This window comes from Streptomyces tailanensis, assembly GCF_008386495.1.
Taxonomy (GTDB): Bacteria; Actinomycetota; Actinomycetes; order Streptomycetales; family Streptomycetaceae; genus Streptomyces; species Streptomyces tailanensis.
The window spans coordinates 1-21,433 of sequence record NZ_VTHJ01000092.1; the positions used below are offsets into that span (position 1 = coordinate 1).

Below are 21,433 nucleotides of genomic sequence, written 5' to 3' on the forward strand. Positions count from 1 at the left end.
TCAGAAATCCTTCAACTGGCTTGCGTGACCTGCGAAAACGCTAACTACCCGGCCTTGGGCCTTGTCCCATCAGCCCTTTGCTGTTGAACGTTGCCTTGCACAGGCTGGAACAGGCTGCGGGATGCCAATACGCAGTGGCACGATCCGGGCGTGAGCCCGGAGCCATGCCCGGCACTCCGGTGCTGGTGAGGTATGCCGATGACTTCGTCGTGCTCTGCCACGACGAAGCAGAGGTGCACCGGGTCAGAGCCCAGCTGACGGACTGGCTGGAGCCGAGAGGTCTTCGCTTCAACGAGGAGAAAACCAAGGTCGTCCACCTCTCGCAGGGGTTCGACTTTCTCGGCTTCACTGTTCGCCGGACCGGGGACAAGCTGATCACCACGCCAAGCACGGCAGCCTGCAAGAGGCTCCGGGAACGACTACGGACTGAAGTCCGGAGCCTTCGCGGTTCCAACGCTGAGGCCGTACTCCGCAAGCTCGTTCCGATCGTTCGCGGTTGGACGGCTTACTACCGGGCGGTGTCGTCCACCGAGGTCTTCTCCTCGATGGACAATTACCTATGGAGGCTTCTCTTTAAATGGGCCATACGTGCCCACCGGAAGAAAACGAGGTACTGGGTCGTCGACCGGTACTTCGGCAGGTACAACGATTTCAGGAACGACCGATGGGTATTCGGTGACCGCGACAGCGGCACCTTCCTGCCCAAGTTTTCCTGGACAAAGATCGTCCGCCACTATCCAGTCAGAGGAGCAGCGTCCCCGGACGACCCCGCTCTCGGCCAATACTGGACAGATCGCCGTCGAAGGAAGACGCCACCGCCGATGGACAAGGTGAGTCTCACTCTGGCGGCCAGGCAGAAGGGCGTGTGCCCTCTCTGCAAACAGGCGTTGATCGCCGGAGCCGAGTACGAACCGGACAGTCCACGAGAGTGGATGAACTGGTTCGCGGCGTCGAAGAAGATGCTCCATAAACATCATTTCGTTTACCGGCGAGACGGCGGCTCGGACGAGCGAACCAACCTCCGCCTCGTGCACGCCGACTGCCACCGCCAGCACCATGCTGGCGACGACAGACGGACCGCATCACTCTGCTGACCTGCGGAGCCCATGTGGCTTGCTTGAGCCGTGTGCGCTGTGAGGCGCAAGCACGGTTCTGAGGGGGCCGGGGCCCAGCAATGGGCTCCGGCTACCCGACCACACCTGCTGCGACAAGGCACTTCACTGAGCTTGACCGCGGTGACGATGGTGACTGCACACCGTGCCCCGTCAGCCCCTGCGGCGGGAGGCTCGCGAAGCCGTACCCGACACCGCGAGGACGGACAGCAGGACCAGTGCGCAGGCCGGCGCCAGGACGGTCCAGGGGGCCAGTTCGCCGTAGGGCTGGTTCTCCGAGAGGAGGCGGCCCCATTCCGGGGTGGGCGGCTGCTCTCCCAGGCCGAGGAAGCCGAGGGAGGCGAGGACGAGGACGGTGGTGGGCAGGCGGAGCAGGGCGTTGCGCAGGAGCGCGGGCAGGACGGCGGGCATGAGGTGATGACGCAGCAGATAGCGTCGGCCGGCGCCGAAGGAGATCGACGCGAGCAGGTGGCCGCTGGCCCGTTCCTCTTCGAGCAGCGCCGCCGTCTGGGCGGCGTACGGGGTCCAGCCCACCAGGCACACTGCGCATGCGGCGCCCCACACCGATGGTCCTGTCACCGCCGTCGTCAGCAGGCCGGCGAGGACGGCGGGGAGCGTGGACACCACTTCCGTCAGGCCCGCGCTCACCCGTCCGGCCATGCCGAGCAGCAGTCCGAGGGCCGCACTGACCGCGGTGACCGCGAGGGCCACGCCGGCCGTGCGCAGGGCCCCGTGGCCCAGCCGGGCCAGCAGATCACGGCCGAGCGAGTCCGTGCCCAGCGGATGCGTGAGCGACGGAGGCAGCAGGCGGGCGGCGGTGTCCACGCGAAGGGGGTCGCGAAGCAGCCCCGCCACGACCAGAGCGAGAAGGGCGGCGGCGCATGCTCCGGCGATCCAGCGCGTGGAGCGCCGTCGCGGGAGGGCCGCCGGGGGCGGGGTGGACAGGGCGCCGTCTCGCAGGGCGGGGCCGAGGAGAGCGCGGCGCAGGGCTTGCAGGAGCAGGCCGGCGGCAACGCCGAGGAGGACCAGGACGAGCGTCGCGGTCTGCAGCGGCGGGAGGTCCTGGGCCACGGCGGCGTCCAGGGCGAGCCGGCCGAGCCCGGGGATGTTGAAGATCTTCTCCACCGCGACCGCGCCGCCGACCAGGGCCACGACGGTGGGCAGGAGCTGTGGCAGCACTCCGGCCAGCACCCGGCGCAGCGCGGTGCGGGCGACGAGGCCGGGTGGGAAGGCGAAGGCGTGCCAGGTGCGCGCCCACGGTTCCTGGAAGGCGGCGGGCAGAGACTGCTCGACGAGCCCGCCGATCATCGCTCCGGACGGCACCCCCAGGGCGAGCGACGGCAGCACCATCGACGCCGGACCCTCCCAGCCGCTCGAGGGGAGCCAGCCCAGCCAGACCCCGCACACGGTGGCCAGCAGCGAGGCGAGCAGGAACTTGGGCAGCGCGGCCAGTACGGCGGCCGCGGTGCCCGCCTGCCGCTGCCGCAGCCTGCGCCGGGACCCGAGGTACAGAGTGCGGGCGCTCACCAGCCCGGCGACCGCGACCGTCACCACGAGCGCGCCGAGCATCAGCGTGAAGGAGACCGCGAAGGCGGAGGTCACCTGGGGCAGGACCGGATCGCCCGACACCCAGGAGGTGCCCGCGTCGCCGCCCGGCAGCCCGCCCAGCCAGTGCAGCAGGTGGGTCAACGGCCCTTGGTCCAGACCGAGTTCCTCGCGTACGGCGGTCAGCTGCGCCGGGGTCGGATCCTGGTCCGCGGAGCGGGCCCGTAGCACGGTCATGGCGGGGTCGGTGCCGGACAGCCAGGGCAGCAAGGCGACGGCCGCGAGCAGCACGGTGCCGGCGACGACGCGGCCGGCCCCGGCCCGCCACCAGGAGGGGCCGGGGCCGGCTTCGGCCGAAGTGGCGCTCATCCGCCGCTACTTCAAGTGGGTGTCGACGTCGACGAGGGAGCGCTCGCGCGGGTCGAGGAGAACTCCCTCGACATCGGTGGCGATGCCCTGGACAACCTTCTCGTGGACCAGCGGCACCACGGCGTCGGTGCGCAGGATCTCCGCTTCGGCCCGCATGATGTTCTGCTGCCGCTTCTCGGTGTCGCCTTCGCCGGCGGCGGACTTGATGGCCTCGTCGACCTTGCCGTCCTTCAGACCGGCGATGTTGTAGACGCCGTCGCTGGTGTAGTCGCTGGCGAGGTAGGCGACCGCGTCGCCGGTGTCGAGGAGCGTCACCCGGGAGAAGACGAGCGCGTCGTACTCGCCGGCGAGGAGATCGGCCTCCATCTGCGTGTACTCGCGCACGTCCTGCTTCACGGTGAACCCAACCTTCTCAAGCTGCTGCTGGAGGACGCTGGCGGCCTCGGGGAGCTCGGTGCGGTTGGTGTAGGTGGCCAGGCGCAGGGTCTTGCCCTTGGTCTTCCCCTTCACCTGGGCGGCGGTCGCGGCCTTCGCTCGCCCGGTCACCTCGACGCGGTCGTCGGCGGCCCAGGAGACGGCGGGTCCGAACAGCCCCTGCGCGGGGTCGGCGTAGCCGCCGAAGACCGAGTCGACGAGGGCGGAAGCGTCCACGGCCTCGCGGGCGGCCGCGCGCAGTGTCGCGTCGGTGAAGATACCGCTGCGGCTGTTGAGGATCAGGCTGTCGGTCCGGACCGAGGGCACCTCGTGGCGGGTGTCGGCGTCGAGCAGCTCGGCCTGCGCGGTGGGGATCCACTCGGCGATGTCGACGTCACCGGCGCGCAGGGCGTTGGCGCGGGCGGTGCCGTCGGCGATCCAGATCACGTCGACGCCGGACGCCTTGGCCTTGCCACCCCAGTAGCCGTCGAAGCGGTCCAAAACGGCCTTGGTCTTCCCGGTGAGCTCGGTGATCTCGAAGGGGCCGGTTCCGGTACCGACCGGGCTGACAGTGCCGTCCTTGCCGTATGCCTTCGGGGAGAGGATGCCCAGGGCGGGGCTGGCCAGCCGCAGCGGGAGCACCGGGTCGGCGGTCTTGGTGGTGAGGGTGACGGTGTCGGCGTCGTCGGCCTTCGCGGTCAGGGTGACGTCGCTGAGGACACGTGGCTTGACCTCGGCGGCCCCCGCGTGGTCGAGCGCGTTCACGACGGACTCGGCGGTGACCTCGGCGCCGTCTTGGAAAGTGGCCTTGCGCAGCTCGAAGGTCCAGGACGTGGCGTTGACCTGTCTCCAGGACTTCGCCAGGGCGGGGGCCGCGACACCGTTCTGGTCCAGCGCGGTGAGGCCCTCGGCCACGGACAGCTTGCTCAGCACCGTGGCGTCGTTGCTGTACGGCGACAGCGCCTGCACCGGCGGCACGGCGAGCGCGACCTTGAGCCGGCCACCCGCTCCGCCGCCGGTTCCGGTGCTTGTCCCTCCCTCGCCCGACGCGAAACAACCGACGAGCAGAGGGGAGAGAGCGAGCGCGGCGAGGAGGGCCCGAGGGGTGGTGCGCATGGTGTTCCTGTCGAAGAGGGAGGGAGGGCCACACCCTGGCCGGCACGCGGCGGAGAGCAGCCGGGGGCGAGTATATGAGGTAAGGCTTACCAAACTCGACGCGGGTCCACTGGATGAGATCGCGGGAGCGGGCCTCCACACTCGCCTGGGAGGCCGACCCTCTGCTCGGCCCGGGCGGCGACGAACGCGTCGAGCGCAGCGAGGACGTCGGATCCGCGCCCGCGGATGCACCGGCGTGTTCGTCGGCCTGCGGTCCTGGCTCCTGTCCGCTGCCGTTACGTGTCCGAGCGGCCACCGAGGAGGGCTACCGGCAACTGCTGGCCTGGTCCCGCGGCTTCGGCCTCCTGCAGCGGGCCGGCGTGGAGTGATCGATTTTATCCTCAATTCACAGGTCGGGCCGCTGGTGTGGGTGGAGATTGACGCGCTCGCGCTGCTCTCGGACGTGATCATTAGCAGGTGATCGTCTGCCACGGGCCGGTTCGCGGGTTCTGAGGTGGTCCGCCCGAGGCGTCTCGTAGGTTCCGCAACGGGAGGGAGGCGCATGGTGGACGTGCTGACGTGGACGATCGAGCGGCGGATGCGACTGGCTGAGCGGGCCGAGCTGCTGCGCGGGGAACTGGCGGAGATTGAGGCCGAGCTGGGCCGGTTGGAGGCGGCCGAGGTGGTGTTCGGGCAGTGGGCCGAGGCGACGGACGGGGGACGGCGGCCGTCGGGCATCGTGGAGCCGGAGCCGGAGCCGGAGCCGGTGGTGGTGACGCCCGGGGCGGGTGGGATACGGCTGATCCCGGATCGCGAGGAAGGCATGGGGGGTGGAGGTGCTCAGGCCGGAGTACCGGCGGATCATGGAGATCGTCGCGAAGGCGTCGGGGCCGGTGATGGCCAAGGACGTCGCGCTCGCGCTGGGTCGGGAGAACACCCCGGCAAAGGTCGAGCCGGTCCGTGGCCAGTTCTCACTGGGCGCGGCCGCCGCAGGCACGGCGTTGCCGGCGGAGCGGGTCTTGGCGTTCTGTGCGGTCGTCATGGCCGCAGCCTCGGGCGCCGCGTCTGTGGGCACAGGCTGCGCCTGCGGAGCCGGGGCGGGAACGCTCGAGAACGTCGGTGGAACGGTCGTGCCCTCAACGGGCGCCGTGGTGACGGGGTCGGCGGGGTAGAGCTCCGCGAGCTTGCCGAGCAGCCACGCGTACGCCTCGCGTTCCGGCGGCCTGGGCTCGGTCTTGCCGGACTCCCAGCCGCTGACCGTGGCCCTGCGCACCTTCAGCGCGCCTTGTGTCGCCGTACACGCGCAGTTCCCGCGCGGGGGTGTCGCCGAGGTGCTCCCCTGCGGCAATGCCCTCCCGCACGGCATCCAGGAAGGTGGTCCGAAACCGGGCGTTGGGGGTCACTCGGCGAGGCATGCTCCAGTTTCCCGCGCCCGGCGCGGGCCACGCCGCGGGATTTCGTACGTCTTTGTCTACGTCGCGCATGCCGACAGGAGCCCCGCGATGAGTGCGGTGCGCGTGGGCACGTGGTCCAGGTGGACGTGCTCGTGCCGGGCGTGGGCACCGTCCCCGACCGCACCCAGACCGTCGAGGACGGGCCGGCCCAGGGCGGCGACGAAGTTGCCGTCGCTCGCGCCGCCGACGGAGGTGCCGTGGGCCGTCCAGCCGAGGTCGGCGGCGATGGACTGCGCCTGTTTGAAGAGCAGCCCCGAGGCGGGGCTCGGCACCATCGGCGGGCGGTTCCAGCCGCCGGTGACCGTGGCCCGTACGCGGGGATCGGCGGGCCGCAGCGCGGCCAGCGCGGCGTCGATCCGGGCCGCCTCGGCGGGCACGGCGATCCGTACGTCGATGGCGCAGCGGGCGTGTCCGGCGACGACGTTGCCCCGTGTACCGCCGCTGATCACGCCGACGTTGACGGTCGTGCCCTGCTCCGGTGAGCCCAACGCGGCGATGCTCGTGACGAGTTCCGCGAGGGCGTGCACGGCGCTCGCGCCCCGCTCCGGTTCGAGCCCGGCGTGCGCCTCCACACCCTCCACCGTCACCTCGAAGATGCCGCCGCCCTTGCGGGCCGTCTTCAGCGCGCCCTTGGGTCCGGCCGCCGCCTCGCACACCAGCGTGGCCACCACGTCCTCGCTCAGCCGCTCGACGTGCGGCCGGGAGGCCGGGCTGCCGATCTCCTCGTCGCCGTTGAGGAACAGGCGGACCGCGGGGCGCGGCAGGCCCAGTCGGCGCAGCAGGCTCAGCGCCCACACGGCCTGCACCAGGCCGCACTTCATGTCGAACACGCCCGGCCCGGTCGCCAGTTGGTCGTCGTCGACGTGGAAGGGCCACTCGGCGAGGGTGCCGGCCGGCCACACGGTGTCGTAGTGACACAGCACCAGCACGGTCACGGGTGAGGTGCCCCGGTACAGCAGTTCCAGCATGTCGCCGTGCGGGCCGCCGTCGTGGTGCCGCCGCTCGTCGGGCGAGCCGAGCCGTCGACCGGCCCAGGCCTCCAGGGCGGCGAGCCCGGCGTCCATCAACTCCTTGTCGTTGCTGGGGGTTTCGAGTTCGACCAGCGTGCGCAGGTCGTCGGTCATCTCGGGCAGGGCGGTGCGGGCCAGGGCCTGGATGCGGTGGACGGACACAGGCGGCTCTCCTCGTGGGCGGAGTTCGGCGGACGGTCGACGGACGGTCAGCGGACGGGCACGCCGGGTCCGAGTGGGATGCCCAGCGCCCACCAGGCGTAGAACAGCAGCGTCCAGGTGACTAGCATGACCAGGCACAACGGCAGGGTGAGGGACAGCAGGGTGCCGATGCCGGCCGAGCGGCGGTAGCGCTGGATCACGCCCAGGGTCATGACGAAGTAGGCGCTCATCGGGGTCGCCGCGTTGGTGCACGAGTCGGCGATCCGGTAGACCGCCTGGGTCACCTCGGGCGGGATGTCGAGGAGCATGAACATCGGCACGAACACCGGCCCGACCAGGGCCCATTGGGCGGAACCGCTGGTGACCAGCAGGTTGATCAACGTGCACACGGCCAGGACGCCGAGGAAGGCCACCGGCCCGGTGATGCCGGCCGACTTGAGCAGATCGGCGCCCCGGATCGCCATCACCTCGCCGACACCGGTCCACTTGAAGTGCGCCAGGAACTGCGAGATGGCGAAGAACAGCACCAGGATCGGCGCCATCTCGCGCAGCCCCTTGGCCATGTGGTCGGGGATGTCCCGGCCCGTGCGCACAGTGCCGACGGCCCGCCCGTACACGGCCCCGACGAGCAGGAACGCCATCGCAAGGACGACCGCGATACCGGTGAGGACGGGCGACTGCACGATGCTGCCGCCCTTGCCCCGCAGCGGCGCCCCGGGCGGGATCATCGCCACCACGACCAGGACGGCGTACCCGAGGAGCGCCAGACCCGCGTGCCGCAGCCGCTTCATGCCCGGCAGCGGCACGGCCGCTGAGTGGCGGCATCCCTGTCCCTGTGCGGATCAGTGGGGGCTGCTGCTGGAGACGGTGAGTCGTTTCGTGAAGGTCTTGCCGCTGTCCTGGGATTCGTAGACGCCGTCCTGGGTGGCGGCCAGGATCCGTCGGGCGTTGACGGCGGTGAGCGCCTGGGGCTGTCCGCCGGGCACCGTGGTCGTCTTCTTCCAGGTGGTTCCGCCGTCGGTGCTGCGGTTCAGGACGCCGGAGGTGTCGATCCCGTACAGCGCGTCGTCCTTCGCCCAGGACACGAAGGCCATCACCGGCGCCTTGCCGGCGGCGAAGGTCTCGCCTGCGTCGGTGCTCTTCGCTACGCCTTCGGCGGTGGTGGCCAGAATCGTGTCGGGAGCGTCGGGGTTGATGGCGATGTCCAGAGCCTCGATGCGCGCGCGGTCCTCCCACTTGGTCCCGTCCTTGCTGACGCGCAGCAGGCCGCCTGTGCTGTCGTAGCCGTAGATGGTGCCGTCGGCGTAGTCGAGGGCGTGGAAGTCGGCTTCGCCCGCCAGGGAGCGGGTCTTCCAGGTCTTACCCGCGTCGGTGCTCTCGATCAGGCCGCGGTTGCCGGGGCCGCCGGCGCCGAGGGCGGGGTGGCCGCTGGCCAGGAACGTGTTCGCTCCGGCCACGGTGAAGCCCATGAAGTCGTCCTCACTGTCGCCGACTCGCTGAGCCGTTCCGCCCTTCCCCGGGGTGAACAGGCCCTCGTGGGTGGCGACGTAGAGCCGGTCGTCGGCGGGGTCGATGCCGAGCCCGTGGATGTGGCTGACCGTCGGCTGGGATGCCGCCGGGGCATCGCCCGCGCCGCCGTTGCCGCTGGCGCATGCGGCCAGGGTGAGCGCGAGGACCGCCGTGGCCGCGAGGGGCCACGTCCGCATCTGCTTCACCTTCCTCGTCCTGGTGGTCCTGGCAGGCGTGCCACCGCTTTGGGCACCGGGCGAGGAGGGGCTATCAGTGGTCATGGCTGGTCTCCTCGTCGGGTTCGGGGTAGACGAAGGTGCGGGTGACGAGGTGGTAGGGGGCGGCGATCGTCTCGTGCAGGATGCGGCCGTGCTCGTCGAGGGTGAGTTCGAGCTGGGTGTGCTCGGTGGGGTAGGCCAGGGCGAGGCGGCGGTGCCCGGTCTCGTCGGGCAGTCGGGTGGTGACGGAGGCGGTGCCGCTGCCGTACGGCTCGGAGGCGAGGAAGTCGGCTCCGGTGAGGGGGAGTTCTTTCTGGTTGCCGAGGTCGCGGGCGGTGTTGCTGGTAACCAGTTCGTGCAGGGTGAACCGTGGTACGGCCTTCATGGCGGCGACGGCCTCGCGCAGCAGGCCGGCGTCCGGGCGGGGCGGCCAGGTCACGGTCAGTCCGGCGCGTCCGCCCTGCCACTGGCCGGCGGAGGCGGTCAGCGTGAGGCGGCTGGTGCCCTCTTGCCAGGAGACGGGGGCGTAGAAGCAGCCGGTGCCGCAGCCGCGCAGTTTCAGCGGGCGGGTGGTGCCGCGCGGGTTGGCGAGGGTGGCGGTGAGCGCGTAGGACGGGCCGCTGCTGTCGCCGGTCCGGGGCGTGGCGAGGTCGACGACGAGTTGGCCGGCGCCGGCGCGGGCGCTGATGCCGATCTCCCCGGCACGGGTGCCGACGGGGACGGTCGGGCCGTCGGCCGGGGGCGCGAAGGGCAGCGGACGGTCGGCGTCCGCGGGCACCGCCAGCACGGTCAGCGTGGCCGACAGGGCGAGGACGACGGCGAGGACGACGGCGAGCACGCCGGTTTCGGCGCGGGCCGGGCGCTGCGGAACTCGCTGCGGGCGCCGCAGGTGTTGGCGGGCCCGCGAGGGCGAGCGCGGCGACGATGAGGACCAGGGCGGTCTTGCCCAGGAAGGACCTGGCCGTACGTGGTGGTGGCGAGGTCGTCGAGGGGGACGAGGAGCAGCGCGGCGATCAGCCCGGTGGCGACGACGGCGGCGAACAGCCAGGCGGCCAGCCGGGCGTAGGCGAGCAGCAGCGCACGGGCGGCGTTGCGTTCGCCTCGCCAGGCGGCCATGGTGCGCAGCACCCGCACCAGCGTCCCGGCCCACAGCGCGGCGGCCGTGAGGTGGACGAAGGTCAGCACGGGGCCGGCGACGGCCTGTTGGGCCTGCGGGTGGGCGCGCAGTGCCTCGGCAATCAGCACGGCGGCCGGCGGAACGAGGGCCCAGGCGCGGCGGCGTACCAGCACGGCCACCCCGGCCAGGGCGAATGCGGCGGCCTCGGCCACGGCCAGCACCCCGGGCCGGGTGTCGAGCAGCGACGCCAGCGAGCCGTCGCCGATCTGGAGTGCGGCGAGCGCGAGTGCGGCTGCGCAGCCGACCAGGGCTACAGGCAGCATCCAGGGGTGTGGTCGGCGGGTGGGGGCGTCGGGGATGCGGGTGGCGAGGCGGCCCGCTGCCCGTTCGCCGAGCATCAGGGCGAGGGCGGTGAACAGCAGCCAGCGCAGGGCCGTGGTGAGGGTGGCGTCTTTGGCGGCGGTGCTCTGCCCGGAGCCGAGAGCGATGGTGCGCGGGCCGACGGCGAAGCGGTAGCTGCCGGTCATGATGTCGCCGTCGCGCGCGGTGACCTGCCAGTCGACGCTGTGGACCCCCTCGGCCAGGCGGCTGCGGACGGGGATGGTGAGGGTCCGGTTGCCGCGGCTGAGCGCGGGTGTGCCGAGTTCCGCCGTCGGTGCCAGGCGCACGGTGCTCCCGCTGAGGCCCACGGGCTGGTCGAAGACGAGCACGAGGGAGGCGGGCGGGTCGGCCACCGTCGCGTCGGCGGCGGGGCTGGTGAACAGCAGTGTGGCGTGTGCCGAGGCGGGCGGGGCGGTGCCGATGAGGCCGGCGAGCGCGAGGACGAGGGCGGCGAACAGTGTGCTGGCCGCCCGGTGCAGGGGCGGCAAGGCCCCGGGGACGGCCTGTGGGGCGGGGGAGAGCACGGTCTGATGGTCTCCGGTCCCCGTTCGGGCGCGGCCGCGGGGTCCCTCTCAGCGGCGGCCCGGGCGCGCAGCAGGCGCAGTTCCTCACGGGTGCGGCAGATCTCCTCGTCGACGCTCTTCTCGGTGCGCTCGGGCGTGGCCGGGCCGCAGCCGTCGTGCCGGCGCATCGGACGGACGCAGCACAGGTACGTCAGGGCTGCGGCGAGCACGGTCACGGCCAGGGGCAGCCAGCTGCCGGTCATGCCGGGGAGCCCTTGTGGAGGTCGGCCTTCGGGGTCTGCTCGCCGCGCAGAGCCTCGAGCTCCTTGCGCAGGCGGGCGAGCTCCTGCTCCTTCGCGGTGCTGGGGGACGGCTGGCCGGCGGCGGGGCGCTTGCCGCGCATCATGAACCACATCATCAGACCCATGCCGACGGGGCAGGCCAGCACGGGGAGTATGTACAGCAGGTTGTCCTTGCGGGTCCTCAAGGTGGTGCGCGTCGGTCAGCGGACCTTGGTCATGGGGTGCCCGGAGCAGCAGGTGGGGTTCTGCTCCCCGCCGCGGCCAGGAGCAGCGCCCTGGGTCACGGTGATCTCGCAGCCGCACTGGCCGCACCGGTACACCTCTCCTGTCACCAGTGCCATGACGGGACCTCCTGTGGTGCTTCGTCCCCTGGCCACGACGCTAGAACCTTCCCCCTGGGGCAAGGTCAAGGAAGCCGCCACGCCAGCGCCACGGTCCGCCTTGGCCGTTTAGCGTGAAGTCAGGTGCTTCTTTCACAAATGTCGGTCTTGTTTGTTGCCCAGTCTTGCAGCTCCCGGGGAACAGCAGGGAGGCGTGAGTCGCAGAGCCGTGCCGACCGTCGCCCGGTGCCTGCTGACGGACGATCCCCGAACCGGTACGAGTACCGCCGAGCGCAAGCGACCGCGATGCCCTGATGACACCGCTGCAGCTACATACGCACACCTCGCATTACTCTGAAAAGAGGCGATAGAGCAAGGTATGGATCGATGAGCGGCATGATGGACGGTATGGGCGCCTGGATGCTCCTCCGGGGCCTGGTGGGGCTTGTCCTTCTGGCGCTGCTCATCATCGGCCTGGTGTGGCTGGTCGTCTCCTGATCCGGAACACGGCAGGCAAGGACACGACGAGCAGGCCCGCCGATGCCGAGGCGCCCGAGGACATCCTGCGACGTCGCTACGCTGCGGGTGAGATCGACGAGGACGAGTACCTGCGCCGGATGTCCGGGCTCGGCCAGAGATGATCCACTCTGGCCGAACATCCTTGGCTGTGCTGCTGTCCGCCTCAGCCAGGGACCTGCATGTCCGCGGTGGTCCGCTGTTTGGATGACCAGACCTGGCCTGTCTGGCCGGTGTCGCAGGCGAGCGGCACAGCTGGCTGGCGGCGTTGAGGGTGGGCGGCCGGTGGGCGTGCCTTAGCATGGCGCGCATGTCGCGACGCGTGCTGCCGCCGCTTGGGGCCTGGTCCGGGCCTCTGCTGGTGTGCGCACTCTTGTTCTGTCTGGCCGGGCTGGCCCGGCCAGCGATGGCGATGCCCTCCTCGATGGGCCCGATGGCTTCGATGGGGATGGCCGCTCCGGCCGCGTCTGGCGGCGATTCTTCCGGCCTGATGCGGGCCGGGGCAGCGGGGCAGGCGACGGCGGTAGAGGCGGCGGCCGGTTCGGGACAGTACGGTCAGCACTGCCCAATGGCCGAGCAGCAGTGCGCGGCCTCGAAGGCCACCCTGGCCCACAACGTCCAGCCGGGGCCGGCACCGACCGCTCTGCCCGCAGGGACTGCCTGCTCGGCCGCAGCGGTCCTCGCGGCCCGGCCCAACGCTCCTCCGCCGGCGCTGCCGCCTCCTGATCCGCACCGGTTGTGCGTGTCACGGACGTGAGGCGTCGTCGCCCGTGAGGCCGGCTCTGATGCCGCCTCGCGGGATGCCGGCATCCCTCATGTCCGCCTCGGCACGCCCGTAACACCATGTTCCTGTGCGCGTGCCGTCGTATCCGAACAGGAGTCACGACGCATGCCGTCGTCCATCACCTTGCTCATCACCGGTGTCAGCACCGGTCTGCTCGCCGGTGGCGCCTCGTGCGCCGCCGTCCAGGGCGGCCTGCTCGCCGGAGCGGTCACCCGCCGCGATCCCGCCCAAACCCGCGTTCCCACCCGTATGTCCCCCTCGTCCGCCAAGAAGCGGCCCCGCGCCGCGAGCCCGAACCCGGCCCGGCACGCGACAGCCACCGCGCCCCCGGAGCCGACGGCCGGGAATCTGGCCCCGGTCGGCGCGTTCCTCGCCGGCAAGCTGCTCTCCCACACCGTCCTCGGCGCGCTGCTGGGGATCTTCGGCGCCGCGCTGCAGCCCAGTCCCCGGGCGCAGGCGACGCTGCTGATCATCGCCGGGGCGCTGATGGTGCTCTTCGCCCTCGACCTCTACGGCGTCAAGGCGGTGGGCCGGCTCGTCCCCCGCCCGCCGGCCTCCTTCGGACGGCTGGTGCGGCGCAGCACCAGGACCAGCTCGATGGCCACCCCGGCGCTGGTCGGCTTCGCCACCGTGCTGGTGCCGTGCGGGGTGACGCTGTCGATGGAGCTCGTCGCGATCACTTCCGGCTCCCCGCTGGCCGGGGCGGCGGTGATGGCCGGGTTCGTGCTAGGCACCGCCCCGCTCTTCGCCGTCCTCGGCTACCTCTTCCGCCGCTCCAGCCGCGCACTGTCCGGCCGCCTGGGCATCGCCACCGGCATCGTGGTGCTGGCCGTCGCGGCCTGGACCATCGGCTCGGGCCTCCAGGCCGGCGGCTGGGCCTCGTTCAGCACCGGCTCCACCCCTGCGGCGGCCGCCGCCCCCGCTCCGTCGGGAGGCGGTAAGGGGGCATCGGACGGGCCGGTCAGTATCGACGCCTCCGGCCAGCAGACCATTGTCCTGACCGTCACCGACTTCTACGAGCCCACCTCCTTCACCGCGAAGGCCGGGGTGCCCACCACGCTGGTGCTGCGCGGCAAGGACTCCGGCGGCTGCGCCCGTGCCTTCACCATCCCCGAACTCGGGGTCCAGGAGATCGTCAAGCGGGACGGCGACACCAAGGTCGACCTGGGCACCCGCAAGCCCGGCGCGCTTCGCTTCTCCTGCGCCATGGGCATGCAGACCGGCCAGATCACCTTCCAGGGAGACAAGGCATGAAGCTCTTCAGCCGCACCAAGCACACCGACACCGGTCCCCAGATGGTGCTGCTCGTCGAGGGCATGCACTGCTCCAGCTGCGGCCTGCTCATCGACGACGAGCTGGAAGACATCCCCGGCGTCCGCTCCTCCACCACCGACGTGAAGACGGGACGTACCACCATCCGGCTGGAGGAAGGCGCCGCCGTGGACACCGCCGCACTCGTCGCGGCGGTGCAGCAGGCCGGCGACTACACGGCCCGCCCGGCCGACTGACCCAAAACCGCCTATCAGGGGGGAGGAGAAGGTTTCGACGTGCAGCCCGGCCCGGAAATCCTCCCGGCCGGGCTCCGGCGGGCCGATCCGTGACGTGCGGGGGAAGCAGGCAGCGGAGAGGATGGCACCGTGCCCGAGCCGAGAAACAGCGAGCGGCTGCGCCGCTACTGGGACAAGCACGCCCGCTCCTACGACCGGCAGATGCGGTTCCTCGATCGCAGCCTGTTCGGCGAGAGCCGCAGGTGGGTCGGCTCGCAGGCCACCGGCGACGTCCTGGAGGTCGCCATCGGCACCGGGCTGAACCTTCCCTTCTACCCTCCCGACGTCCGGCTGACCGGCATCGAGTGGAGCCCCAAGATGCTGGCCATCGCCCGACACCGCGCCGACGAGCTCGGCCGCTCCGCAGACCTGCGCGAAGGCGACGCCCAAGCCCTGCCGTTCCCCAACGCCGCCTTCGACACCGTGGTGTGCACCCTGTCCCTGTGCGCGATCCCCGACGACCAGCGCGCCGTGGCCGAGATGAGCCGCGTGCTCAAGCCCGGCGGCCGGCTCCTGCTGCTGGACCACATCGCGAGCTCCGCCTGGCCCGTCCGCGCGATCCAGCGACTCTTCGAACTCGTCACCGTCCCGCTCGGCGGGGAGCACTTCATGCGCCGACCGCTGCGGCGCGTCCAGGCGGAAGGACTGGAGATCGAGCAGCGGGACCGGCTCACGCTCGGCATCGTCGAACGCCTCGCCGCCCGCAAGCCCGCCCCCGGATCCGCCGACGGGTGATGTACGGCCGGGTGGGCGGGCCGCTGAGCACGCCGAAGGGGGGCGCCGGAGTCAGGGCCCGGCGTCCCCCTTTCCCGCAGGGCTCAGCGCAGCGGCTGGAAGCGGCGAAGCCGCAGGCTGTTGGAGACCACGAACACCGAGGAGAAGGCCATCGCTCCTCCGGCGATCATCGGGTTGAGCAGGCCGAGCCCGGCGAGCGGCAGCGCGGCGACGTTGTAGGCAAAGGCCCAGAACAGATTGGCCTTGATCGTGCGAAGGGTACGGCGGGCCAGCCGGATCGCATCCGCCGCCGCCCGCAAGTCCCCCCGTACCAGGGTCAGATCCGATGCCGCGATGGCCGCATCGGTGCCGGTGCCCATGGCCAGGCCGAGGTCGGCCTGGGCGAGGGCGGCCGCGTCGTTGACGCCGTCGCCGACCATCGCCACCACCCGGCCTGCCTGCTGGAGACGTTCGACTTCGGCGACCTTGTCCTCGGGATGGACCTCGGCAATCACCGATTCGATGCCGACCTCGGCCGCGACCGCCCGGGCCGCCGCCGTGTTGTCGCCAGTCAGCAGTACCGGAGTAAGCCCGAGCCGCTTGAGGTCGGCGACCGCCTCGGCGCTGGTCGCCTTGACGGTGTCAGCGACCACCAGCGCGCCGCGCACCTGCCCGCCCCAGCCGGCGAAGACGACCGTGCGGCCCTCGGCCTCGGCCTCCTTCCGTACGCGGGCAAGTTCCTCGGGCAGCACCAGGCCGTGTTCCTCCAGCCACGCGGCCCGCCCCGCGCGGACGGTACGGTCCTCGACCTGCCCGGTCACCCCCCTGCCGTGGGTGCTGGCGAAGCCGGTCACGGCGGGCAGCGAGCCGAGGCGCTCGCGCGCGGTGCTGGCAATGGCGGCGGCGATCGGGTGTTCGCTGGCGTCCTCCAGGGCGCCCGCCAACCGCAGCACCTCCTGCTGGTCCTCGCCATCGGCCGGTACGACGTCGACCAGGCGCATCCTGCCCTCGGTGACGGTGCCGGTCTTGTCCAGCACGACGGTGTCGATCCGCCGGGTCGACTCCAGCACCTCGGGCCCGCGGATGAGCAGCCCGAGCTGGGCGCCGCGTCCGGTGCCGACCATGAGCGCGGTCGGCGTGGCCAGCCCGAGCGCGCAGGGGCAGGCGATGATCACCACGGCGATGGCCGCGGTCAGGGCAGTAGCGGCCGGAGCTCCGGTCAGCAGCCAGACGGTGAAGGTGCCCACAGCGAGGGCGATGACGACCGGCACGAAGACCGCGGAGATCCGGTCGGCCAGGCGCTGCACCGCCGCCTTGCCGGTCTGTGCCCGCTCCACCAGCGCGGCGATCTGCGCCAGCTTGGTGTCCGCGCCGACGCGCGTGGCCCGTACCGTCAGCCGTCCGTGGCTGTTGACGGTGGCGCCGGTCACCGCCGAGCCGGGCTCGACCTCCACCGGCACGCTCTCCCCGGTCAGCAGCGACTCGTCCACCGCCGACGCGCCTTCGAAGACCACACCGTCCGTGGCGATCTTCTCCCCGGGCCGTACGACGAACAGGTCCCCGACCGCCAGCTGCTCCGCCGGGATCCGTACCTCGGTTCCGTCGCGGAGCACGGCGACGTCCTTGGCGCCCAGGTCCATCAGCGCCCGGATCGCGTCCCCGGCCCGCCGCTTGGCCCGTGCCTCGAAGAACCGGCCCGCCAGCAGGAAGGCCGTCAGCACGACGGCGACCTCCAGATACAGGTGCTCCCCGCCCAGGGCCAGCGTCCCGGCACTCCACAGGTAGGCGGCCAGCACACCCAGCGACACCAGGGTGTCCATCGTCGCCGACCCGTGCCGCAGGTTCAGGGCCGCTGCCCGGTGGAAGGGCCACGCGCCCCACGCGACGACCGGAGTCGCCAGAGCCAGCGCCACCCACTCCCACCCCGGGAAGTGCAGAGCGGAGATCATCGACACCACGACCACGGGCAGCCCGAGCAGCGCCGAGCCGGCCAGGCGGCGGCGCAGCCCGGCGACGTGCGCCTCCTCGGCGTCGACCACCTCTTCCCCTGCGGCCGGGGCTTCATTCCCGGCCACCTCGGCGCCGTAGCCGATGGCCTCGACAGCGGCTATCAGCTCCGCCGCCTCGATGGCCGGGTCCTCCCGCGTGACGTGCGCGGTCGCGGTCGCGAGGTTCACCGTGGCGCTCACCCCGGGCAGCTTGCCCAGCTTCCGTTCGACCCGCGCCACACACGAGGCACAGGTCATCCCGGTGATCACCAGTTCTATGAGCCCGGCGTCGGTGTGTGTGGTCGTGGCCATGGCAGGCATTCCTTTCACTGTCAGTGTCGTACGGCCGGTGCCACAACGGCGAAGCCCTGCCCGGCGGCAGGACGCCAGCTCAGCTCACCCCCGTACAGGCGGCGCAGCACAGCTGGCGGCTGGTGGTAGCAGAACACGGATGTTCCGGCGCCGACGATGGCCGGGGTGTCGATGAACAGCGGTAACTCGGCCAGGAAGTAGCGCACCGCGTGCTCGACCTGTTCCTCGTCCGGCGCCTGCCCGGCGGGCAACTTCCCGGCCAGCACCCACCCGGTGGCCTCCCGGCAGGCGTCGCGGAAGTCCGCGTCCTCGTCGTACCAGCACAGTCCGCTGTCGTGGAGGCGGCCGAACGCCGTATTGCTCTCCAGCTCGGCCCAGCCCAGCACGCGCTGGTCCGCATCGGCCAGGCCGAGCGAACCCAGCGCGGTGACGATCTTGTTGCGGGTGTACTGCCCCTGTCTGCGCGCCTTCCATGCGGCCTTCTCGGGGGCGTACCCGAGCGCCTCGAAGGTGAACGTGCTCGGTACGTCCGGCACGAAGAAGTCCACCCGCTCGAACCGCTCCAGCCCCCACGCCGCCAGCTCGCGGATCCGCGCCGTAGAGAAGTAGCTGTTGAACGGGCTGATCCCGAAGCAGGCGTGCTCGGCCCGCTCGATGACTTCGGCGCACCGGCCGCTCAGCGGTGTCACCGCCATCGCGGCCGTACAGCCGTCGCCTTGATCTGTGCTCATGACCGGACGCTAAAACCTTGCCCTTAGGACAAGGTCAAGCGCAGACTCGCACCATACGCACGAACGGAGCCCCCACCATGCTCACCGTCGGCCGCATCGCCGCCCGCACCGGGCTGAGCCCCAAGGCCGTCCGCCTCTACGAGGCCAACGGCCTCATCGACCCGCCCGAGCGCACCGCCGCTGGCTACCGCACCTACACGGACGAAGCCATCCCCGTCCTCGGGTTCATCCGCCAGGCCCAGGCTCTCGGCCTCAGCCTCAAGGAGATCAAGGACATCCTCGACCTCCAGCGCCGCGGCGAACAGCCCTGCGGTCTCGTCACCGACCTCCTCGACCAGCACCTCGCCGACATCGACCGCCGCATCGCCGACCTCCAGGCCCTGCGTACGACCCTGCAGCACGCCCGCGCACAAGCCGACCAGGCCGCCGACCGCGGGGAACAGGCCCTGGTGTGCCGGATCATCGAGAGCGCCACCTCCGGCGAGGGGACCTGAGCGACGCACGCGACGGCGACATCCCGCCATACGCCACGTGCCCCGACCGGCTCGACGCCCGCATTACCGAGACCAGCCCGCCGTCACCGAGCTCCACGCGGCGCCAAGAGCTGCGGGCGGTGGGCGGGTCTTCAGCTACCCACCGCCCATCACCTGGGAGGATCTGGCGAGAATCCCCCTCGGCACTGGGGTGAGGCCGCGCCCGGCGGTTCTCGCAGCCGCCCGCCTGACCGCGGTCGTCTGGCGTCGGCACCGACCGCTGCACGTCGGCGCGAGCCACCTGAACCCCGACGAGCCCCAGGCCCTGGAGAAGCGACGGCTTCGTCTACGTGACCGCCGGAACCGTCGATAACCTCGCCGCCGCCCGCGCGTGGGTAGACGGGCCCGACCTGGGCACGGAGCCGGTCTCTAACCACGGGCACCTTCTCAGAGCCCGCAGAGAGGAGGGTCCACCAGTGACCACCGATGCTGGGCTCCCGTCGGTCAGGGAGTCCGTCCAGCTCGCGCTCCTGGCGGAACCCGAGAGCAGTCCGCTGGTGGCCGAACTCGCCGAAGCCGCCGCCGACCACTTCCACTTGAACTACAGCAAGCACCCCGTGACGATGCTGTTCCGGGAGGTCCGCGCAGCCCGCACCCTGCTGGCCAGGCTGCTTTCTCCCGGCACGGACGGCACCGAGTTGCACCGGCAAGTCGGCCGACTGTCCGGCCTGCTGGGCAACCTGGCCTTCCACCTGGACGATCCGGCCGGTGCGCGCACCCACCTGGGCACCGCCGTGTCGTACGCCAACCGGTGCGGGGATACGGCGCTGGCGGCGTGGGCGTACGGGGCGCAGAGCATGGTGGCCCGCCACACCGGCAACCTGACCGCCGCGCTCGCGTACGCCGAGCGCGGCGCGGCCGCGGCCCCCGCCGGCCTGGTCCGCGCCCAGCTCCACGCCTGGGCACTGCTGCCCACCCTCGCCCAGCAGGGCCGCGACCAGGAGGCGGCCGCCGCCCTCGACATGGCCTTGACCGAAATCGAAGCCGACCCGGCCGGCCAGGCCCCGGGCCGTTTCGGCTTCGACGAGCCCGAACTCGCCCTGCGCCAGGCCGAAGCGCACCTCACGCTGGGCCGCACCGAGCAGGCCCGCACCCGCGCCGAGGCCTCCGCGGCCGCCTGCACCACCGGCACCCCCGGATGGGCCGCCGCCACCCTCGTCCTCGCCCAGGCCGAGGCCTCCGACCAACCGTCCGATGCCGTGCAGCGCGCCCTGGACGTACTCGACCTGGTGCCGCCGAGCCGCCTGCGCGCCACCGCCCACACCCGGCTGGAGCGCCTGAACGGCCTGCTCGCCGCCCGCCCCGCCGAGTACGTGGCCGATCTGCGCGAACGCCTGCGCACCCTGCCGCCTCCCGTGGACGCGTCCGGCGCCGCATCCGCGTAACGCCGTTGCTGGGCGTGGCCCGGCTACGACACCGGGCACCGAGGGCGATCCGGGGTCATTCGTCGTCTTCCTCAGACACGTCTTCGACGTTTCCCATCGCGTCGTAGAAGGCGTCGTCGTCGTACTCGACGCTGACGTACTCGGGCTCGAAGCCCGCACGAGGCTGGGCAGTGGGTACCGGAGCAGATAGAACGGGAGCTCGCCGAAGGCCTCGCCCATGGCCAGTGGAGCGGGCCGTTCTTCCGCGCCTCGCTGCGCGACGTGCCGCTGGCCGTACGGTCCGGCCGGCTCATCGATGTGCTCGCCCCGGCCGCCGAGGTCCTGGACCGGGCCGACGCCGACCAGGACGTCGTGCGCCAGCTGCGCGTCCTGGTCGACGCGATCACGCCGGACATCTGATCCGCCGCCACGGGCGTCGGCCTCCTGGCAGGGTGTGGCCGTGATCGAGATGGGTGAGATCGCCAACGAGAGGCTCGGCCTCGCTCCTGAGAGTCCCGGACAAGGCGCTGACCAGGCCGGACAGCCCATCGCCTGTCCGGGACAGCCCATCGCCATTGCCGCAGCGGATCGACATCAGCAAACTCGGAGCAGCCCGGCCAACCACGCCCTGAAAGAGAGGACAGCGATGAACCTACGCAGAACCGTCGCGAGCGTCGGCGTTGCTTCGGTCTTAGTGATGTGCCTTGGGATCCAGCCAGCCCAAGCAGCCAGCTATGACGTGGCTGCCTACAGCGCGAACAGCGCAAGCTACGCCTTCGGAAGCTACGACTATGCGAAGGAGGCGGACTGCCAGGGTGAAGCCCCCAACACAGCCTACTGGGCACGAATCTACGGACTGGTCTACGACAAGAGCGTCGGCGACAAGTACGGTGCCGCGGTCAAAGCGACCTGGAAGCGGTGCCACGCCACTGCCGGCGGCATTCGCTGGGAACCCGAGGAAGAAGTCATCGGCTACCAGAATCCCGCGTACTTCGACGAGGAGGGCCGCCCCGTCGGCCGCGAGGGGCGCCCCTACGAGGAAGACTGGTGGGACGTGAAGGATCTTCACTTCTACACCTGCAACTGGAACCCGGCCACCGGAGGCATTGGTACCTGCGCCAAGATGACCAAGCAGTAGCGCCCCGCCCGTCAAGGTGGAGCACGCCGGATCGCAGCCCTCCAGCATCCTGCTCTGTCTGTGGCAATTGGCGGGATCGACTGCCCGGCGCATGGCAGGCCTGGCCCATGCAAATGCTGCGCTGCACCCACGACACCCTCCGACGACCACCACGGCGACAGCCACCCACCGGGGGGATGTTTGGTCCGGGCGGAGCTGGACGGGCTGCCCGACGACATGCCCGTCACCGCGGAGCCGGGCGGGAAGACGGTCAACCAGCGTGTTGTCGCCGGGCGCGCGCTGTCCTGGCTGCGTG

At 71.5% G+C, this 21,433-nt stretch carries 22 protein-coding genes; 10 read left to right on the forward strand and 12 right to left on the reverse strand.

The window, feature by feature from the left end:
- The first annotated feature begins 95 nt into the window (after positions 1 to 95).
- Positions 96 to 1,094: a group II intron maturase-specific domain-containing protein gene (locus tag F3T56_RS41850; RefSeq protein ID WP_246204492.1), complete on the forward strand. Its 999-nt coding sequence runs from the start codon at positions 96 to 98 to the stop codon at positions 1,092 to 1,094.
- Between the two features lie 171 nt (positions 1,095 to 1,265).
- Here F3T56_RS41850 and F3T56_RS41855 read toward each other — a convergent pair whose 3' ends face one another.
- A complete protein-coding gene (locus tag F3T56_RS41855) occupies positions 1,266 to 3,026 on the reverse strand; it encodes an ABC transporter permease subunit (protein WP_149830733.1) in 1,761 nt (586 codons plus the stop codon).
- 6 nt (positions 3,027 to 3,032) lie between these two features.
- Positions 3,033 to 4,556 carry an ABC transporter substrate-binding protein gene (locus tag F3T56_RS41860; RefSeq protein WP_149830734.1) on the reverse strand — a complete coding sequence of 508 codons (1,524 nt, stop codon included), beginning with the start codon at positions 4,554 to 4,556 and terminating at the stop codon, positions 3,033 to 3,035.
- 113 nt (positions 4,557 to 4,669) lie between these two features.
- Between F3T56_RS41860 and F3T56_RS41865 the strand changes: the two genes are divergently transcribed.
- A complete protein-coding gene (locus F3T56_RS41865) occupies positions 4,670 to 4,924 on the forward strand; it encodes a hypothetical protein (protein WP_149830735.1) in 255 nt (84 codons plus the stop codon).
- A 17-nt stretch (positions 4,925 to 4,941) separates the two neighbouring features.
- Here F3T56_RS41865 and F3T56_RS41870 read toward each other — a convergent pair whose 3' ends face one another.
- The 8 genes from F3T56_RS41870 to F3T56_RS46690 form a co-directional block, all read right to left on the reverse strand.
- The gene (locus tag F3T56_RS41870) at positions 4,942 to 5,808 is read right to left on the reverse strand and encodes a hypothetical protein (protein WP_172639405.1); all 867 of its coding nucleotides are present in this window, start codon (positions 5,806 to 5,808) and stop codon (positions 4,942 to 4,944) included.
- Positions 5,809 to 6,006: 198 nt separating this feature from the next.
- The gene (locus F3T56_RS41875) at positions 6,007 to 7,161 is read right to left on the reverse strand and encodes a M20 family metallopeptidase (protein ID WP_149830737.1); all 1,155 of its coding nucleotides are present in this window, start codon (positions 7,159 to 7,161) and stop codon (positions 6,007 to 6,009) included.
- A 47-nt stretch (positions 7,162 to 7,208) separates the two neighbouring features.
- Complete coding sequence (locus F3T56_RS41880; protein ID WP_246204461.1) at positions 7,209 to 7,967, reverse strand: AbgT family transporter; 759 nt, start codon at positions 7,965 to 7,967, stop codon at positions 7,209 to 7,211.
- 36 nt (positions 7,968 to 8,003) lie between these two features.
- Positions 8,004 to 8,867, reverse strand: coding sequence for a F510_1955 family glycosylhydrolase (locus tag F3T56_RS41885; RefSeq protein WP_149830738.1), 864 nt, complete (start codon positions 8,865 to 8,867; stop codon positions 8,004 to 8,006).
- Between the two features lie 73 nt (positions 8,868 to 8,940).
- Positions 8,941 to 9,726 carry a hypothetical protein gene (locus F3T56_RS48885; protein ID WP_246204463.1) on the reverse strand — a complete coding sequence of 262 codons (786 nt, stop codon included), beginning with the start codon at positions 9,724 to 9,726 and terminating at the stop codon, positions 8,941 to 8,943.
- Positions 9,678 to 10,910, reverse strand: coding sequence for a copper resistance CopC/CopD family protein (locus F3T56_RS48890; protein WP_246204465.1), 1,233 nt, complete (start codon positions 10,908 to 10,910; stop codon positions 9,678 to 9,680). The genes F3T56_RS48885 and F3T56_RS48890 overlap by 49 nt, the downstream gene beginning before the upstream one ends.
- A gap of 238 nt (positions 10,911 to 11,148) precedes the next feature.
- Entirely contained in the window at positions 11,149 to 11,376 is a 228-nt protein-coding gene (locus F3T56_RS41895) for a hypothetical protein (RefSeq protein ID WP_149830739.1), read from the reverse strand.
- Between the two features lie 15 nt (positions 11,377 to 11,391).
- The gene (locus F3T56_RS46690; protein WP_172639406.1) at positions 11,392 to 11,532 is read right to left on the reverse strand and encodes a hypothetical protein; all 141 of its coding nucleotides are present in this window, start codon (positions 11,530 to 11,532) and stop codon (positions 11,392 to 11,394) included.
- Between the two features lie 458 nt (positions 11,533 to 11,990).
- On the opposite strand from F3T56_RS46690, the gene F3T56_RS48895 reads away from it, so the two are divergent.
- The 4 genes from F3T56_RS48895 (at position 11,991) to F3T56_RS41915 (ending at position 15,093) form a co-directional block, all read left to right on the forward strand.
- Positions 11,991 to 12,152, forward strand: coding sequence for an SHOCT domain-containing protein (locus F3T56_RS48895; protein WP_246204467.1), 162 nt, complete (start codon positions 11,991 to 11,993; stop codon positions 12,150 to 12,152).
- A gap of 764 nt (positions 12,153 to 12,916) precedes the next feature.
- On the forward strand, positions 12,917 to 14,065 hold the full coding sequence (locus F3T56_RS41905; protein ID WP_149830740.1) for an urease accessory protein UreH domain-containing protein: 1,149 nt from the start codon (positions 12,917 to 12,919) through the stop codon (positions 14,063 to 14,065).
- Positions 14,062 to 14,319 (forward strand): heavy-metal-associated domain-containing protein, encoded by a 258-nt coding sequence (locus F3T56_RS41910; RefSeq protein WP_246204469.1) that lies wholly within the window; start codon positions 14,062 to 14,064, stop codon positions 14,317 to 14,319. Before F3T56_RS41905 ends, F3T56_RS41910 begins: the two co-directional genes overlap by 4 nt.
- A 129-nt stretch (positions 14,320 to 14,448) precedes the next feature.
- On the forward strand, positions 14,449 to 15,093 hold the full coding sequence (locus F3T56_RS41915) for a class I SAM-dependent methyltransferase (RefSeq protein ID WP_246204471.1): 645 nt from the start codon (positions 14,449 to 14,451) through the stop codon (positions 15,091 to 15,093).
- 83 nt (positions 15,094 to 15,176) lie between these two features.
- On the opposite strand, the gene F3T56_RS41920 is transcribed toward F3T56_RS41915, so the two are convergent.
- Together F3T56_RS41920 and F3T56_RS41925 are read right to left on the reverse strand one after the other, a co-directional pair.
- Positions 15,177 to 17,381, reverse strand: a complete 2,205-nt coding sequence (locus F3T56_RS41920) for a heavy metal translocating P-type ATPase (RefSeq protein ID WP_216373075.1) — start codon at positions 17,379 to 17,381, stop codon at positions 15,177 to 15,179.
- 11 nt (positions 17,382 to 17,392) lie between these two features.
- On the reverse strand, positions 17,393 to 18,103 hold the full coding sequence (locus tag F3T56_RS41925) for a tRNA-dependent cyclodipeptide synthase (RefSeq protein ID WP_216373076.1): 711 nt from the start codon (positions 18,101 to 18,103) through the stop codon (positions 17,393 to 17,395).
- Between the two features lie 77 nt (positions 18,104 to 18,180).
- On the opposite strand from F3T56_RS41925, the gene F3T56_RS41930 reads away from it, so the two are divergent.
- The 4 genes from F3T56_RS41930 (at position 18,181) to F3T56_RS41940 (ending at position 21,138) form a co-directional block, all read left to right on the forward strand.
- Positions 18,181 to 18,597 carry a heavy metal-responsive transcriptional regulator gene (locus F3T56_RS41930; RefSeq protein ID WP_149830742.1) on the forward strand — a complete coding sequence of 139 codons (417 nt, stop codon included), beginning with the start codon at positions 18,181 to 18,183 and terminating at the stop codon, positions 18,595 to 18,597.
- A gap of 455 nt (positions 18,598 to 19,052) precedes the next feature.
- Positions 19,053 to 20,021, forward strand: coding sequence for a Twin-arginine translocation pathway signal (locus F3T56_RS41935; RefSeq protein WP_149830743.1), 969 nt, complete (start codon positions 19,053 to 19,055; stop codon positions 20,019 to 20,021).
- A gap of 261 nt (positions 20,022 to 20,282) precedes the next feature.
- A complete protein-coding gene (locus F3T56_RS46695) occupies positions 20,283 to 20,420 on the forward strand; it encodes a hypothetical protein (RefSeq protein ID WP_172639407.1) in 138 nt (45 codons plus the stop codon).
- A 40-nt stretch (positions 20,421 to 20,460) separates the two neighbouring features.
- Positions 20,461 to 21,138 (forward strand): hypothetical protein, encoded by a 678-nt coding sequence (locus F3T56_RS41940; RefSeq protein ID WP_149830744.1) that lies wholly within the window; start codon positions 20,461 to 20,463, stop codon positions 21,136 to 21,138.
- The last annotated feature ends 295 nt before the right edge of the window (positions 21,139 to 21,433 follow it).